This is a genomic window from Opitutus terrae PB90-1 (genome assembly GCF_000019965.1).
GTDB classification, from domain to species: domain Bacteria; phylum Verrucomicrobiota; class Verrucomicrobiia; order Opitutales; family Opitutaceae; genus Opitutus; species Opitutus terrae.
Genome location: NC_010571.1, coordinates 755,583 through 769,564, shown reverse-complemented (window position 1 = coordinate 769,564; position 13,982 = coordinate 755,583). Strand labels below are relative to the sequence as shown.

Sequence of the window (13,982 nt, the reverse complement as noted above, 5' to 3'; positions counted from 1 at the left end):
AAGCGGCTTACCGCTGCGCCATGCCGCGGACCACGTCGTGAAATCGCGGCAGGTCGCTCAGCGTGGCCACCACGCCGGGCTCGCGCCGCCAGCCCGCGACACTCGGCCAGGTCCCGCGCAGGATAAACTGATCTTGCGCCGCCTGCAGCCCGCGGACGTTGAGATAATCCTTCTGCTCCTTTTCGTCGCGCTCGGGCGAGATCAACTCCGGCGGAATCGCGGAGATCTCGCCGCTGGAAACATACGCGAGGTTGTTGAGCGCGACGAAGGGCCGCGAGTCGGCCAGCGTCGCGGCGGGACGCGGACTATCGCCGCGCAGGTAGCGGTAATATTCGAGGTGGTTTTCCGCGAGCGAATCGAAGGGCTCCAGCCCGATCCGCTCCACGCGTCCGTCGGTCCAGCGCACTTCAGCGTGCTGACCGACCACGTAGCGCACGGTCGCGCGTTCGCAGATGACTTCTTCCGACTGCGAACTCGGGCCCGAGCACGCATGCGAAAGCGCGAATCGCATCGTGACGCCGGTGCTCGTATCAGCCTCGACGAAAAAGGTGTCCGCGCCCTCGATCGCATGCGCGCGGTAGAGCTCGGCGCGGACGGCGGCGAGCTGCGCGCAGGAGTACACCGAGCTGCGCCCGGCCCAGAAGAGCAGATCGTAGACGAAATGCGCGAGGGCGTTGCCCAGGCACGAATCGATCACGACGTGGTCGCCAACCACCAATCGGCCGGCCCACTCGTTGCGCTGGAAATAGATCGTGGGTCGCGGCCACACCGCCGTGAGCGTCGCCCCCCGCATGCCACCGAATTCGCCGGCCAGCAGCCGTTCCTTGAGCGCGAGCCGCGGCTTCTCGATCACGAAATTGAACCCGACGAGCGACGCCTTGGACAATCGCGCGTCCAGCGCGATCATCCCCTCGAGCTCCGCGTGGTCGAGCGTCGCGGGTTTTTCCAGATAGCAGGGTAGTCCGAAGGCCGCCGCGCTGGCGTGCATCTCGGCATGCAGCTGGATGGGCGTCGGGACTACGACCGCGTCGAGTTCAGTGTGACACGCCTCGAGCATGATGCGGTAGTCGTCGAACACTTTCACGCCGCGTTGCGCAAAGCGCCATTGCTCCTGCTGCGGGCCGAATTCGGCCGCGCGCGGATCGCAGGTGCAGATGAGCCGGGCTTCGCCACGCTCTTCCAGTTGCGCCACCGTGCCGTGGTGCGAACCGGCGAACCCGCCCATCCCGATCAAACCGATACGGATGGGTCTCTTCACACGATCTTCAACTTGGGAAGGTCCTGCCCGTCGATCAACCCGACCGGCCGGTACTGCGCGTTGATGACAATGAGGTCGTCGATCTTGTAGGCCTCGAAGAGGCGCAACGCATCGACGCCGAGCGCGTTCTCGGCGATCACCTTGGGGTTGCGTGTCATGAAGGTGGCGACGGGCTTCTGCAGGAAGTCCGGGCCGGTGAGGGCGGCGCGACGGAAATCTCCGTCGGTGAGGATGCCGGTCAACTTGCCTGACTTGGGGTGAACTAAAGCGATGCTCCCGGCGCGTGCCCGTGTCATCGCGAGGATCGCGTCCTGCGTGGACACGGTCTCGCGCGCGACCGGCAGCCGGTCGGCGGTGCGCATGATGTCGCGGGCCTTGAGCAGCAGCGCGCCCAGGTTGCCCGCGGGATGCAGCCGGGCGAAATCGTCGCGGGTCACCCCGCGTTCCTCGAGCAACACCATCGCGAGTGCGTCGCCCAGCGCGAGCGCCGCGGTGGTGCTCGCGGTCGGGGCGAGCGAGAGCGGGCAGGCTTCGCGCGGCACGCGGTAGAGGAGCCGGTGGTCGCAGTTCTTCGCCAGGTCCGAATCCGCGTGCTGGGTGAACGCGACCAGTGTCACGCCCTGCCGTTTCAGCACCGGGAGCAGTCGCAGGATCTCCTCGGTCTGACCGCTGTTGCTCAGCAGCAGCGCGAGATCGCCCTCGGCGCAGAGCCCAAGATCGCCGTGCAACGCCTGCGTGGCATCCAGAAAGGTGGCCGTGACGCCCGTGCTATTGAAGGTGCCGGTGAGCTTTTGGGCCACGTGCGCGTTCTTGCCCACACCGGTGAAAATCAGCTTCCGGCCGGCGGCGATCGTAGCGCGCACCGCTGCCACGGTATCCACGAACTCCGAACCCAGGCCGTCTGCCGTTTTCGCCAGCGCGTCGCCTTCGAGCCTGATGCACGTGCGGGCGCGGCGGAGGATCGATTTAGGTGAGAGCGCCATTTAGAGTTTGAGTCGCGGAGCGAGAGTGCGGAATTTACGGCCAACAACAGCTCGTTCAATCCCTTTTCCCGCGTTCGATGAGAAACTGCCCGAGAGTCATGGTGTGGCTGGCGTTGCTCGCACTCGCCCTGACCGCCGGCTGCGAACGCGGCGACCCGCAGGCCATCTCGTCGGAAGCCGACGAACCGAATTTTCGCCACGGCCAGCAGTTGGTGAAACAGGGGCGCAGCCAGGAGGCGCTCGCGGCGTTTCTCAAGGTCATCGCCCGTCGCGGCGAATCGGCGCCCGAGTCGCACCTCGAAGCGGGGCTGCTCTATCTCGACCAGGTCAAGGATCCGCTCGCGGCGATCTACCATTTTCGCAAATACCTCGAGCTGATGCCGAACTCGCGCCAGGCGGTGTTCGTCAAGGGCCGCATCGAGGTGGCCAAACGCGAGTTTGCGCGCACGCTGCCCGCCCAGCCGCTCGAGAGCCAGAGCGGGCTCGAGTTGCTCGACAGAATTGAAAAGCTGCAGCGGGAGAACGAGCAGTTGCGGGCGGAGATCGCCATGCTGCATGAGAACGTGCCCGGGCCGGTCAACCGTTCGCGGGCGATGCTCAACCAAGCGGGCGCCGCCGCCGGCGTCAGCGCGAGCGAAGAACCCGAGCGGCCCCGACCGTTTTTCACGCCCACGATCGAATCGCCGGCAGCGGGGGCGGATTCGCCGGTCTCGCTTGCGCCCGAGCAGCCGGCCGAGGCTGACGTCCGCGAGCCGCTCATCCAGGCGGCGCCCGTGCCCGCCACCCGTCCGCCACCCTCGCGGCCTACGCCGCCCGCGACCGAAGGTGGCCGGCGACACGTGGTCGTGAAAGGCGACACGCTGTTCAGTCTGGCCCAAAAATATTATGGCAACCGCTCGCGTTGGCGGGACATCTACGCGGCCAACCGGGACGTATTGCCGAGCGAAAACTCGCTGCGGCTTGGGATGGAACTGAAAATCCCGTGAGCGTAGCCGGGGTCTGCCGACTCCGCCTAAGCGACATCAGGAGATGCCGCCTCACAACGATGCCGAAGACCTCCCGACGAACCGCCGTATTTACCGAATCGATGATTCGCGAGATGTCGCGCGTGGCGCAGCAGCATGGCGCGATCAATCTCGCGCAGGGCTTCCCCGATTGGGATCCGCCCGCAGAGTTGCTTGCGGCCGCGAAGGCCGAGATGGACGCCGGCCGGCATCAGTATGCGGTCACCTGGGGCGCACCGGAATTGCGCACGGCGCTCGCGGCCAAGCTGACCCGGTTCATGGGCATTCCCGTCGATGCGGAACGCGAGCTCGTGGTCACCTGTGGCGCCACGGAGGCGATGATGGTCGCGATGATGACCGTCTGCGATCCCGGCGACAAAGTTGGGTTGTTCTCGCCGTTTTATGAGAACTACGCGGCGGACGCGATTCTCGCCGGCGCGACGCCGGTGCACGTGCCGCTGCATCCGCCGGAGTATCGCTTCGACCCCGCGGAGCTGCGGCGGGCGTTTGCGGGCGGGCTGAAGGCGTTCGTGCTGTGCAACCCATCGAATCCTTGCGGCCGCGTGTTCACGCGCGACGAGTTGCAGTCGATCGCAACCCTGGCGGACGAGTTCGACGTGTTCGTCATCACCGACGAGGTGTACGAACACATCGTCTTCCCGCCGCACCGGCACACCTATTTCACCACGCTGCCCGGCATGGCGCGGCGAACGCTGATGTGCTCTTCGCTTTCGAAGACCTTCTCGATCACCGGCTGGCGGCTCGGCTATGTGCACGCGGCGCCCGAGGTGATCGCGCAGGCGCGGAAAGTGCATGACTTCCTCACCGTGGGCGCGGCGGCGCCGCTGCAGCATGCGGTGGTGACGGCGCTGCAGTTTCCCGCGAGTTACTACGAGGAGCTGGCGGCTGGCTACAGCCGATCCCGCGACGTGCTGCTGGGCTACCTCGACCGCGCGGGTTTGAGCTACTCCAAGCCGGAGGGTGCGTATTTCGTGATGGTCGACATCGCGCGCTTCGGATTCGTGAACGACGTGGAGTTTGCCCAATGGATGGCGCGGGAGATTGGTGTGGCGCCGGTGCCCGGATCGACGTTCTTCGCCCATGGCGAGAACCGTTACATCCGGCTGAATTTCGCGAAGAAGCCCGAGACCCTGCACGCCGCCGGCGAGCGGCTGCTCAAGCTTGGGCGCTGACGGCTCCGCCCGGAACCGCGCGGTCGGAACGTCACTTTAGGGTGACATTCTTCTGGTCAGTCGGCGGCGGGCACCGGGTTAAGCCTGATAGCTGACGCGGGGTGTCCCGCGGACGAACCCGCCACGGCTTTGTCGGTCTAGCGGTGCGTCCAAACTCGCTGCCATGTCCTTTCCTGACCACACCGTATTGACCGACGAGGCCCGCACCCGAGTGGGCGAGCTGCTCAACCATGCGCTCGCGGAGGAATCCGCCCTCTCCGTCGCGGCGCGCGACTATCACTGGCACGTGAGCGGTCCGCAGTTCCGGAGCCTGCATGAGGTGTTTGATCAGCAGCATCGCGAGCTGGACGGGTGGGTCGAGCGGCTGGGCGAGCGGGCGCGCGGCCTCGGCGTGGCGCCCCGGGCCAGTTGGAACGAGCTGCTCGCCGCGACGCAATTGCGGCCCGCGCGCGGCGCCGACCTCAACGCGTCCTGCATGCTCGCGGAAATGATCGGAATGCACGACCACGTGGCCGACTGGCTGCGATCCAAGCTCGCGTCCGACACGGATGCGGCGACGGCCGAACTTTTGCATGAACTGGTCGAATACCACGAAACCGCCGCTTGGATGCTCGGTGAACTGATCGAGAACCACGAGCTCGCCCAAGCCTGACCACTTTTTCGCCTCTCGCTTCGTCCACCAAGTCCGCACCCGCGCGAGCTTTTTCGCCGCGGGATGCACAAGCCCCCACCACCCCATGCTCAGCTACGCCATCGTATTCCTCATCATCGCGCTGGTTGCCGGCGTGCTAGGTTTTGGCGTCGTCGCCGGCACGGCCGCGACGATCGCGAAGATCTGCTTCGTCCTGTTCCTCGTTCTGTTCCTCGTGTCGCTGCTCCGCGGCGGCCGGAGAAACTTGTGAGTCGAACCGCGCCACCGGCTACACCAGCCAGGACATTTGCCGGGCTGTAGTCGGAGGTCGTCGACCCGGGCCGGGCTCAACGAGCCCGGCTGCAGCTTGAGCCTGCCCTAGCGTTCGCAGGTCTGGCGGAGCGCGCGCGCTTCGGCGAGGAGCAGCGCCGCGGCGGCCAGCACCTCTTCACTGGACGATGCGGCCGGGGGAGGAACGGAAACGACCGGCGACGTGACCTCACGACGATCGTCCGGGTCGCCCAGCCCCGCGGCGCGGAACGATCGCAGCCGTTCAAGGATCAGGTCGCGGATTGCGAGCGCGTTGTCCACGCCATGAAAGACGCCGACGTGCATCGAATCATCCTGCCCTTTTTCATGCGCGTCGCCGCTGCCGCCGCCCGCTGAACGCACGCGCACGTCGGCAATTCCGAGCAGCCGTTGCAGCGGACCCTGCGTCAGCGTCACCTGCTGCACGTTGGCGAAGCTCATCGTGCTTTCCTGCACGGACATCAGCCCCGAGCGGATGCGCAGGCTGCGGTCGGTGACGATATACCAGCGCTGTTCGAAATCGAGCCGCAGGACCCCGTAGGTGATGGGCAGCTGCGCGAGATAGAGCAGCACGCTGCCAAACTCGAACAGCCCGATCGCGGGGAACAGCCACCGCGGCGTGTGGCGGGCGAGTTGTCGCGCCTGCTGGTCAAGCTCGCGCGGCAGTCCGCTCGGGCTGAGTTGCGGCCGGCGAGGGGTGGGGCGCGGCGTGATGACCTGCGACGTTGCCGGGCTCGCGGCACCTGGCGCCGCGGGCTGCACCGCCGGAGGGGGAGCTTCGTTTTTGTAGTAATCCACCCCTGCCTTCAGATCGGACAGGAACCAAAGCGAAAAAACGATGCCGGTCGCGGTCGCGGCCTGCCCGACGATCCAACGAAATAGCCGCAACCGGTAGAAGTTGCGCGCGGCTCGAAAGACACGAATGGAGCCGGGGGCGCCCCACGGCGCCGCCGGCTCGGGCGGCACGCGCAGCAGCGACAGCAACCGGGCGCGCAGGAGTTCAAGCATGGTGATGGCCGTCGGACGGGGCCTCGCGCGTCTCGCGCGCCGCCAGCGCCGTGCGCATCGCGCGAAGTTCGGCGGCGATTTCGCGCAGCGTGGCGGCGAGCGCCGGTTCCGTTCCGGCCGGAATCGCGGTTCCCGTTGCGGCCGCCGCGCTCGGCCCGTGGCTGGGGAGCGCGTGTTCCTTCACGCCCCGCATCCGCGAATAGAGAAAATCACGGACAGCTTCGAACTCCCGCAATCCTTCCAAGGTCATCTCGGCGGCGGCGTTGCCGCTGGCGGTCTGCACGAGGACGCGCGCCAAGCCGAGCCAGCGTTCAACCAGGTTCGAGCGCAGGTGGATGTCCTGAATCCGCGCGTAGTGGATGATGACCTCGCGGCGAAACAGGATGCCCCACCTCATCGAGATGCCCTCCTCGGTGAACCGGTAGCGCATCGTGTGGTATCGGAAATAAAGCGGCAGGGCGACGATCGGAAACAGCGGCGGAATCACCGCAGCCGCGAGCAGGTAGTAAGTGAGCAGCGACGGGTGGGGCCGCTCGATCGAAAGAATCGCGGCAGCGTCGGACGCGGGGTGCACGGGAGAAACACAACCGAAAACCACGCGCCGCCGCAAGAGCGGATCGCCCTGTGGACGCTTGAAGCACCGCGTCGCACAGGGCGGGAGCGCGGGCTGGCGCTTCGCGCGCCCGCGCTATTTCCCCGCAGCGCCGATCGCCTCGTCGAGGACGGCCAGGATGAAATCGGCATCGGCGCGGGTCAGGCACATCGGCGGAGCGATCCGGATGGTCTGACTCCACAGCCCGCCCTTGCCGAGCAGCAGCCCGAGCTCGCGCGCGTTCTCCACCACCTGCGCGCACAGTTCGCGACCAGGCTCCTTCGTCACGCGGTCCTTCACAAATTCGATGCCGAGCATCAGGCCCTGGCCGCGTACGTCGCCGATGATGGCATGCCGCGCCTTCAGCTTTTCCAATCCTTCGAGCAGGTGCCGTCCGAGCGTGAGGCAGTTGGCCTGCAGGTTTTCACGATCGATCACCTCGAGCACGGCCTGGCCGATCACGGAGACCACGGGATTGCCGCCGAAGGTGTTGAAATGAACCTTCTGCGTCAGCACCGCGGCGATCTTCGGCGTCGTCACGACTGCCGCCAGCGGCGCGCCGTTGCCGATGCCCTTCGCCATGGTGACGATGTCCGGAATCACCCCCTGCGATTCGAAGCCCCAGTAGTGCGTGCCCGTCCGGCCAAAGCCGGTCTGGACCTCGTCCGCAATGCAGACGCCACCGGCAGCTCGCACGTGCTCGTAGGCGTGATGAAGGTAGCCGTGGGGGAAAACCACAAACCCGCCCACGCCCATGATCGACTCGGCGATGAAGCCCGCGACCCGTCCGGGCGTGGCGTGGTCGATGAGCGATTTGACATCCTCGGCATATTTGCGCCCGGCATCAGCGTCATCGTAACCGTACACGCCGCGATAAGGGTAGGGCGCGACGGCGTGGTGCACGCCGAATGAATGCGGCACGTTGAATTTCCAGGTGCTCTGCGCCGTCATGGACATGCCCGAGGCGTTGCCACCGTGATAGGCGTTGCGCAGGGCAATGACGTCGTAGGCGCCGGTGTAGGCGCGCGCCATCAGCAGGGCGAGGTCGTTGGCCTCCGAGCCGGAGTTGACGAAATAGCAGACCTTCAGGTCGCCGGGGAGCTTGGAGGCGAGCTTCTCGGCGTAGTGGGCCACGGCGGGCTGCAGGTAGATCGTCGTGGTGTGCTGGATCGTTTCGTTCTGTCGATTGGCGGCGGCAACCACGTGCGGATGGCAATGCCCGACGCTCACCGTGAGGATGCCGCCGATGCCGTCGAGATAGCGCCGCCCCGTCTCGTCCCACACATACTGCATCTTCCCCTCGACCAGCATGAGCGGGCGTTTGTAGTAGAGGAACAGCCCCGGGTTGAGGTAGCGCTGGCGCAGCGCGAGCACCTCGGCCGCCGAAGGGCCGGTGTAGGGCTGGGGCGCCAGCGTGGTGGGCGGGAGCGGAATCGATTTCACACCGAAGCTTCAACCACGATTTCCGTCGGCGCGCACGGCGGAAAAACGACACCGGAGGGCGCCGCGTTCCGCCACCGAATCCCGGTAGGTCTGCGGGCGCGCCTCTCGCTGGCCGACCTAGGCGCCCGGCCGCGGATTCGCCGGAAACTACGCCGCGCCGGATCGGCGAGCGGCCACTGAAAAGAAATGTACACTGACGGTTGAGATGTCATAAAGCTCGCGAGCCAATGACCCTCCCTATTCGGCCCGGTGCGGCCGTCGCCACCCGTCTCGCTCTTCCCGTTCGCGCGCTTCGGCCGCACGCGCGGACCCGCAGCTTCCTATGACCTGGGCCATCAAGCGCCGCAGACCGGTTGACCCGTTTGGCGGACGAATTTCGCACTATTCCTCGTGAAAGCGATCGTCGCTCATCTGCTGTCAGGAAGCTCACTGGAAGCGGTCGGCCTGGCCGCGTTGCTCATGACGCTGGCGGGCGTGTGGCTCCAGTGGAACCGACCGGCTCACGTCGCCGACATCGAGGAAGCACTGAAGGACGGCCGGCTGTTGCCAGACGAGGCAGAGCAGCGGCTGCGCGCCGTGTCGCGCCGCGCGACAGGCTGGGTGCTCGCAGGCATGGCCCTGCTGGTTTTCGTGGCGATCACCTGGGTGAAAAATCGCTGAACGTGCGGCGGCGGGTCATCGACGGCGCCCTTGATTCGCGGGACGATTCGATGAGCGTGGGCCCGCGGATCCACGGTCTTCGCGTTGCAGCGCTGGGCGCTGGTTGTATCGAGTCGCGCGTACGTTCTTGGTTGCGACCGGCTGAGGCTCTGGCTCTGTTGCGGCACCCCGCCCGACCGTGGACCGCTTTGTCAATTTCCTCAACGATCTGATCTGGAGTCCGGCGCTCATTGTCTTGTGTCTGGGGGCCGGGCTCTACTTTTCCGTCCGGACACGGTTCCTACAGGTGCGGCATGTGCGTGATATGTTCAAACTGCTGTTTCGCAGCGAAGCGTCCGCGCGGGGCATCTCTTCATATCAGGCGTTCGCGCTGGCGATCTCCGGCCGGGTGGGCATCGGCAATATCGCCGGCGTGGCGACGGCGATCGCGATGGGCGGACCGGGGGCGATCTTCTGGATGTGGGCGATCGCGTTCCTTGGCGCTGGCTCGGCCTTCGTGGAGGCGACGCTCGCGCAGATCTACAAGGAGGAGATCAACGGGCAGTACCGCGGGGGGCCGGCGTACTACATCGAGCGCGGCTTGAAGGTGAAGTGGTATGCGGTCGTGTTCGCGGTTTCGACGACGGTGGCCACGGGCTTTTTCATGCCGGGTGTGCAGTCCAACGCGATCGGCGAGGCGATGCGCAATGCGTTTGGTCTGCCGTTGCTCGCGAGCGCGATGATCGTCGCGGGGCTGATCGCGTTGATCATTTTCGGCGGGGTGAAACGGATCAGCCGGGCGGCGGAGGCCTTCGTGCCGATCATGGCGGTCGGTTATGTGGGCATGGCGGTGGTCGTGGTGGCGTTGCATTGGCGCGAGGTGCCGGCGATATTCGCGCTGATTTTCCGCAGTGCGTTCGGGGCCGATGCGGCGTTTGGCGGCGTGGTCGGACTGGCGATTTCCTGGGGCGTGAAGCGGGGGATTTATTCGAACGAGGCCGGGCAGGGCAGCACGCCGATGGCCGCGGCGGCCGCCGAGGTCAAACACCCGGCCGTGCAGGGGCTCGTGCAGGCGTTTTCGGTGTACGTGGACACCTGGCTCGTGTGCAGCTCGACGGCGTTCATGGTCTTGCTCACGGGCAAGTACAACGTCGTGAATCCGGCGGGCGGTTTTCTGCGCGAGGGGCTGCCGGGAGAGACGGCGGGGCCGGGCTACACGCAGGCGGCGGTGGACACCGTGGTCTCGGGTTTCGGGAGCGCGTTCGTGGCGGTCGCGCTGTTCTTTTTCGCGTTCACGACGCTGATGGCGTACTACTACTACGCGGAAACGAACCTCGCGTACCTGCGTCGCAGCAAGTCCAGCCCGAAACTTTTTCTGGCGCTCCGGCTGGTGTTCGTAGGCGTGACGTTCTACGGCACATTGCGGCACGCGGACGTGGCGTGGGCGATGGGCGACGTGGGCGTCGGGCTGATGGCCTGGCTCAATCTGATCGCGATCCTGCTGCTGGCGAAGCCGGCGATCGCGTGCCTGCGCGACTACGAAGCGCAGCGCCGGGCCGGCGTCGCCGAGCCGAGCTACATCGCGAAGACCGCCGGCGTGGACAACGCGGAGCTGTGGCGTGATTGAATCGGCGGCGATGAGGCCGCTGCCACGGCGGACGGGCGTCGCGCCAGGCCTCGCGGAATCACCCGACACGGACTTGAGGCTGGGCAGCGGCTGTGTCTGTCTGGAAGCAATGAGCCGACAGCGTGACTGGCCGGAGGATTTGTGGCCGATTCGCGGGGTGATGAGTGTGGCGCAGCTGCTCGTGGATTCGGACGGAGCGGTGCTGCTCGACACGGGGTTCCCAGTTGATCTCGGGCAGGTGCGGCGAGTGATGCGGCGGGCGGACGTCGGTCCACGCGATGTGCGCGCAATCATCCTGACGCATGGGCACATCGATCACGCGGGCAACGCCGCCGCTCTGAAAGCATGGACCGGGGCGCCGGTTTACGCCCATCCGGCGGAGCAGCCGCACCTCGACGGCGTTTTCCCGTATCGTGGAGCAGCGCGTGTTTGCGGACGGCTGGAGGCAATCGGCCGGGCGATCACGCACTATCGGCCGGTGAAGATCGACGTGCCGATCGCGAACGGTGACGAGTTGCCGCTTTGGGGCGGACTTTGGGTCGTGCATCTGCCGGGCCACACGGTGGGCCACTGCGGGTTCTACTCGCCGCGACATGACCTGCTGTTCACGGGCGATCTGTGGGTGCGATTCATGATGCGCACGCAGGTCTCGCCGAAGATCTTTTCCGATGCGCCGGAGTTGCGGCTGGCCAGTCTGCGCAAGGCGCGGGCGATCGGCGCGCGTTGGATCGTGCCGGGACACTACGATGTGTCGAACGCGACCCGGCTGCGACGGCGATTCGAGGAACTGTGTGAAGAAATCGAACGGCGGAGAAGAGTGAGCACCGTGTAGCGAATGCGTAAGAGCGGGTTGATCCCGCGATGGGGCCAACGGCGAGCGGCTCGCGGTGGAGAGCCGAGCCGTGCCAAGAAAAAAGGGCGCCGACGAGCGGCGCCCTGAAAACGAGCGGGCAGTACGCCCGCGCGCCCAAGCAAGTCAGCGGTGGCCCTTCACCAATTCGTCTGCGAGGGCGGGGACTTCGTAGATTTTGCGCAGCGCTTCGAGGATGCCGGCGCTGTGCACGCTCAACGCGCGCGAGAGCTTGTCCTCGTAACCGAAGTCCGCGACGAGTGAGTAGATGTTGCCGTCGAAAATGATGCCGACGAACTCGCCCGCACGGTTGACCACGGGGCTGCCGGAGTTGCCGCCGATGATGTCCGCGGTGCTGACGAAGTTGAACGGCGTGGTGAGATCGAGGGCCGCCTTGCGCGCCACCCAGCGTGGCGGCAGGTCGAAGGGCGGCTGGTTGTTTTGCTCTGCGCTGCGCGCGTAGAGTCCGGCAAAGTTGGTCATTGCCGGCACGTGCTGGCCGTTTTCCTCATAGCCTTTCACGGCGCCGTAGCTGAGTCGCAGCGTGAACGTGGCGTCCGGATAGTTGGCGGTGCCCTCGACCGCGAAACGCGCTCTGCCGATGGCGGCCTGCGCCTGCTGTTTGATCTCATCCTGCGCCTCGACGGTCTTGCGCAACGTGCGCGCCTCGGGATCAACGAGCCGCGCGAGTTCGATCATCGGATCCTTGGCCGCGGTGACCGCCGTCGCGCCGCCCTCGTAGAGCTGCTTGCGGAAGGCGACGTCGCGTACCTGGGTGTCGTTGATCAGCTCGGCGGCGCGGGCGCGCGGCGATTTGCCAGCGAGGACGCGCTGCACGAGCGGATCGTGGTAGCCGAGTTGCTCGACGAGATCGGTCAGCGAATCGGCGAGCGTAAGGATTTCGTAGTCTGCGTAGATCGGTTTGTCGGAGAACAGCTCGAGTTCGAAGGATTCGCGGCGCGCATCGGTAAACTCCTTCAGCCGTTCGCCGTTCGGCTTCGGGTGTTCGTCGCCGGCGCGCAGCAGTTCGCGCGCGATCCGGAACGACTCCGCATTCAACCCGAGGCCGCTTTCGAGCAGCCGGTAGCGTTGGGCGACCGCGCGAATCGCCTTTTGCGCGTCAGCGATTCGATCGAACGCCGCCAGCGCTTCCTTGCCTTCCGGTTGGTCGGCCAGCTGGTGTTTGAAGGATTTTTCCTTGGCGATCTTTTCGCCCATGAAGGTCGGGTCCTGCAGCGCGGCCTGGCCGCCGTCGCGCACCTTGCGCGAGTTCTGGAGCGAGAACAGGTCGTCACGCGCGCGGCGCGCGTTTTCCTGGCTGCGACCGCTCCACGCCGTGAGCAGCACTTCACGGCGCTTCAACAGATCGAGCGTGGCGGGGAAACTCACATCGCGCAGATACTCGAGCTCGGGAGTCGTGAGCAGCCGGCTCGTGCGGCCGGGATGTCCGGAGACGAAAGTCAGTTCGCCATCCTGCGCGCCGCGTTCCGACCACTTCAGATAATGCTCGGGCTTCACCGGCTGGCCATTCTCGTAGACGCGGAACAGGCAGACATCGAGGCAGTAGCGGGGATACTCGAAATTGTCGGGATCGCCACCGTAGAACGCCGCCTGCATCTCCGGCGCAAACACGAGCCGGATATCCGTGTAGCGCTTGAACCGGTAGAGGTGATACTGCCCACCCTGGTAGAGTGTGACGACGTCGCTGCGCAGCCCGGTTTTCTCGCGTGATTCCTTCTCGATCTCGGCGGTGATCTTGCGCCGCGCGAGCGCAGCGGCCTCGCCGGTGGCGCCGACGGGGATCGCGGCGTTGACGCGCGCGGTGACATCCTCGATGGACTGAAGCACGTTCAGCTCGAGGTCGTTGCATTTGACCTCGTCGGCGGGCGTCTGCGCGTAGAACCCGTCACGCAAGTAGTTCTTTTCCGCCGTGCCCATTTTCTGGAGCGAATCGGCGCCGACGTGATGGTTGGTGATGACGAGACCGTCGCCGCTGACGAACGAGCCCGAGCCGCCGCTGTTGAAGCGGACGGAGGCTTTCATGAGGTGTTCGAGCCAGGCGTCGGTCAGTTCGAAACCATAGGTGGCCTTGATCTGTTCGCGCGGTGGCGCGGAGTAGAGCCACATGCCCTCATCGGCATGCGCGGAAATCGTGGCGCAGGAGAAAACGGCGAGAAACGCGAGGGAGGAGCGGAACATAAGGAAGGCGCTCAACGTGCCAGAAATCGCCCCGGGCGCCAGCGCGAAGCGGCCGGCCACGAAACACGGCGCCGAGGCCTGCCGTACGGCGGAAGAGCTCCGGTGAAAAAAACCCGGTGCACGTCGCAACGCGCACCGGGCTCCACCTTATTTACCCTGAAAGGGACGCGGCATGTCGCGTTTTGCCCGCCTCCCGCGACGAGAGCGAACGCGTTTGCGGGCTGGCGTGTGCGCCAGCGAAGCGGA

At 66.0% G+C, this 13,982-nt stretch carries 13 protein-coding genes; 7 read left to right on the top strand and 6 right to left on the bottom strand.

Annotation, left to right across the window (positions count from 1 at the left end):
* Nucleotides 1-7: 7 nt before the first annotated feature.
* Nucleotides 8-1,258 (bottom strand): Gfo/Idh/MocA family protein, encoded by a 1,251-nt coding sequence (locus OTER_RS03170; RefSeq protein ID WP_044891528.1) that lies wholly within the window; start codon nucleotides 1,256-1,258, stop codon nucleotides 8-10.
* The gene (locus tag OTER_RS03165) at nucleotides 1,255-2,241 is read right to left on the bottom strand and encodes a KpsF/GutQ family sugar-phosphate isomerase (protein ID WP_012373457.1); all 987 of its coding nucleotides are present in this window, start codon (nucleotides 2,239-2,241) and stop codon (nucleotides 1,255-1,257) included. The genes OTER_RS03170 and OTER_RS03165 overlap by 4 nt, the downstream gene beginning before the upstream one ends.
* A 77-nt stretch (nucleotides 2,242-2,318) precedes the next feature.
* On the opposite strand from OTER_RS03165, the gene OTER_RS23585 reads away from it, so the two are divergent.
* The 4 genes from OTER_RS23585 (at nucleotide 2,319) to OTER_RS24900 (ending at nucleotide 5,340) form a co-directional block, all read left to right on the top strand.
* The gene (locus OTER_RS23585) at nucleotides 2,319-3,227 is read left to right on the top strand and encodes a Cell division protein CpoB (RefSeq protein ID WP_012373456.1); all 909 of its coding nucleotides are present in this window, start codon (nucleotides 2,319-2,321) and stop codon (nucleotides 3,225-3,227) included.
* 59 nt (nucleotides 3,228-3,286) lie between these two features.
* On the top strand, nucleotides 3,287-4,438 hold the full coding sequence (locus tag OTER_RS03155) for a pyridoxal phosphate-dependent aminotransferase (protein ID WP_044891527.1): 1,152 nt from the start codon (nucleotides 3,287-3,289) through the stop codon (nucleotides 4,436-4,438).
* A 163-nt stretch (nucleotides 4,439-4,601) separates the two neighbouring features.
* Entirely contained in the window at nucleotides 4,602-5,090 is a 489-nt protein-coding gene (locus tag OTER_RS03150) for a Dps family protein (RefSeq protein ID WP_012373454.1), read from the top strand.
* A gap of 85 nt (nucleotides 5,091-5,175) precedes the next feature.
* Nucleotides 5,176-5,340: a DUF1328 domain-containing protein gene (locus tag OTER_RS24900; RefSeq protein WP_012373453.1), complete on the top strand. Its 165-nt coding sequence runs from the start codon at nucleotides 5,176-5,178 to the stop codon at nucleotides 5,338-5,340.
* Nucleotides 5,341-5,447: 107 nt separating this feature from the next.
* Here OTER_RS24900 and OTER_RS23580 read toward each other — a convergent pair whose 3' ends face one another.
* From OTER_RS23580 to OTER_RS03130, 3 genes are all read right to left on the bottom strand, one after another.
* Entirely contained in the window at nucleotides 5,448-6,386 is a 939-nt protein-coding gene (locus tag OTER_RS23580) for a PH domain-containing protein (protein ID WP_012373452.1), read from the bottom strand.
* Nucleotides 6,379-6,960: a PH domain-containing protein gene (locus OTER_RS03135; protein ID WP_012373451.1), complete on the bottom strand. Its 582-nt coding sequence runs from the start codon at nucleotides 6,958-6,960 to the stop codon at nucleotides 6,379-6,381. The genes OTER_RS23580 and OTER_RS03135 overlap by 8 nt, the downstream gene beginning before the upstream one ends.
* A 114-nt stretch (nucleotides 6,961-7,074) precedes the next feature.
* A complete protein-coding gene (locus tag OTER_RS03130) occupies nucleotides 7,075-8,421 on the bottom strand; it encodes an aspartate aminotransferase family protein (protein ID WP_012373450.1) in 1,347 nt (448 codons plus the stop codon).
* A 390-nt stretch (nucleotides 8,422-8,811) separates the two neighbouring features.
* Between OTER_RS03130 and OTER_RS03125 the strand changes: the two genes are divergently transcribed.
* The 3 genes from OTER_RS03125 (at nucleotide 8,812) to OTER_RS03115 (ending at nucleotide 11,519) form a co-directional block, all read left to right on the top strand.
* Entirely contained in the window at nucleotides 8,812-9,081 is a 270-nt protein-coding gene (locus tag OTER_RS03125; RefSeq protein ID WP_012373449.1) for a hypothetical protein, read from the top strand.
* Nucleotides 9,082-9,259: 178 nt separating this feature from the next.
* Nucleotides 9,260-10,687 (top strand): alanine/glycine:cation symporter family protein, encoded by a 1,428-nt coding sequence (locus OTER_RS03120; RefSeq protein WP_012373448.1) that lies wholly within the window; start codon nucleotides 9,260-9,262, stop codon nucleotides 10,685-10,687.
* 109 nt (nucleotides 10,688-10,796) lie between these two features.
* The gene (locus OTER_RS03115) at nucleotides 10,797-11,519 is read left to right on the top strand and encodes an MBL fold metallo-hydrolase (protein ID WP_158305347.1); all 723 of its coding nucleotides are present in this window, start codon (nucleotides 10,797-10,799) and stop codon (nucleotides 11,517-11,519) included.
* 144 nt (nucleotides 11,520-11,663) lie between these two features.
* Here the strand turns inward: OTER_RS03115 and OTER_RS03110 are convergent, their stop codons facing one another.
* Complete coding sequence (locus OTER_RS03110) at nucleotides 11,664-13,736, bottom strand: S46 family peptidase (RefSeq protein ID WP_044891526.1); 2,073 nt, start codon at nucleotides 13,734-13,736, stop codon at nucleotides 11,664-11,666.
* Between the last annotated feature and the right edge of the window lie 246 nt (nucleotides 13,737-13,982).

Bases quoted from the DNA above. Each gene is read 5' to 3' on its own strand.
- OTER_RS03165 (WP_012373457.1), bottom strand. From the start codon at position 2,241: ATGGCGCTCTCACCTAAATCGATCCTCCGCCGCGCCCGCACGTGCATC.
- OTER_RS23585 (WP_012373456.1), top strand. From the start codon at position 2,319: ATGAGAAACTGCCCGAGAGTCATGGTGTGGCTGGCGTTGCTCGCACTC.
- OTER_RS03155 (WP_044891527.1), top strand. From the start codon at position 3,287: ATGCCGAAGACCTCCCGACGAACCGCCGTATTTACCGAATCGATGATT.
- OTER_RS03150 (WP_012373454.1), top strand. From the start codon at position 4,602: ATGTCCTTTCCTGACCACACCGTATTGACCGACGAGGCCCGCACCCGA.
- OTER_RS24900 (WP_012373453.1), top strand. From the start codon at position 5,176: ATGCTCAGCTACGCCATCGTATTCCTCATCATCGCGCTGGTTGCCGGC.
- OTER_RS23580 (WP_012373452.1), bottom strand. From the start codon at position 6,386: ATGCTTGAACTCCTGCGCGCCCGGTTGCTGTCGCTGCTGCGCGTGCCG.
- OTER_RS03115 (WP_158305347.1), top strand. From the start codon at position 10,797: ATGAGCCGACAGCGTGACTGGCCGGAGGATTTGTGGCCGATTCGCGGG.
- OTER_RS03110 (WP_044891526.1), bottom strand. From the start codon at position 13,736: ATGTTCCGCTCCTCCCTCGCGTTTCTCGCCGTTTTCTCCTGCGCCACG.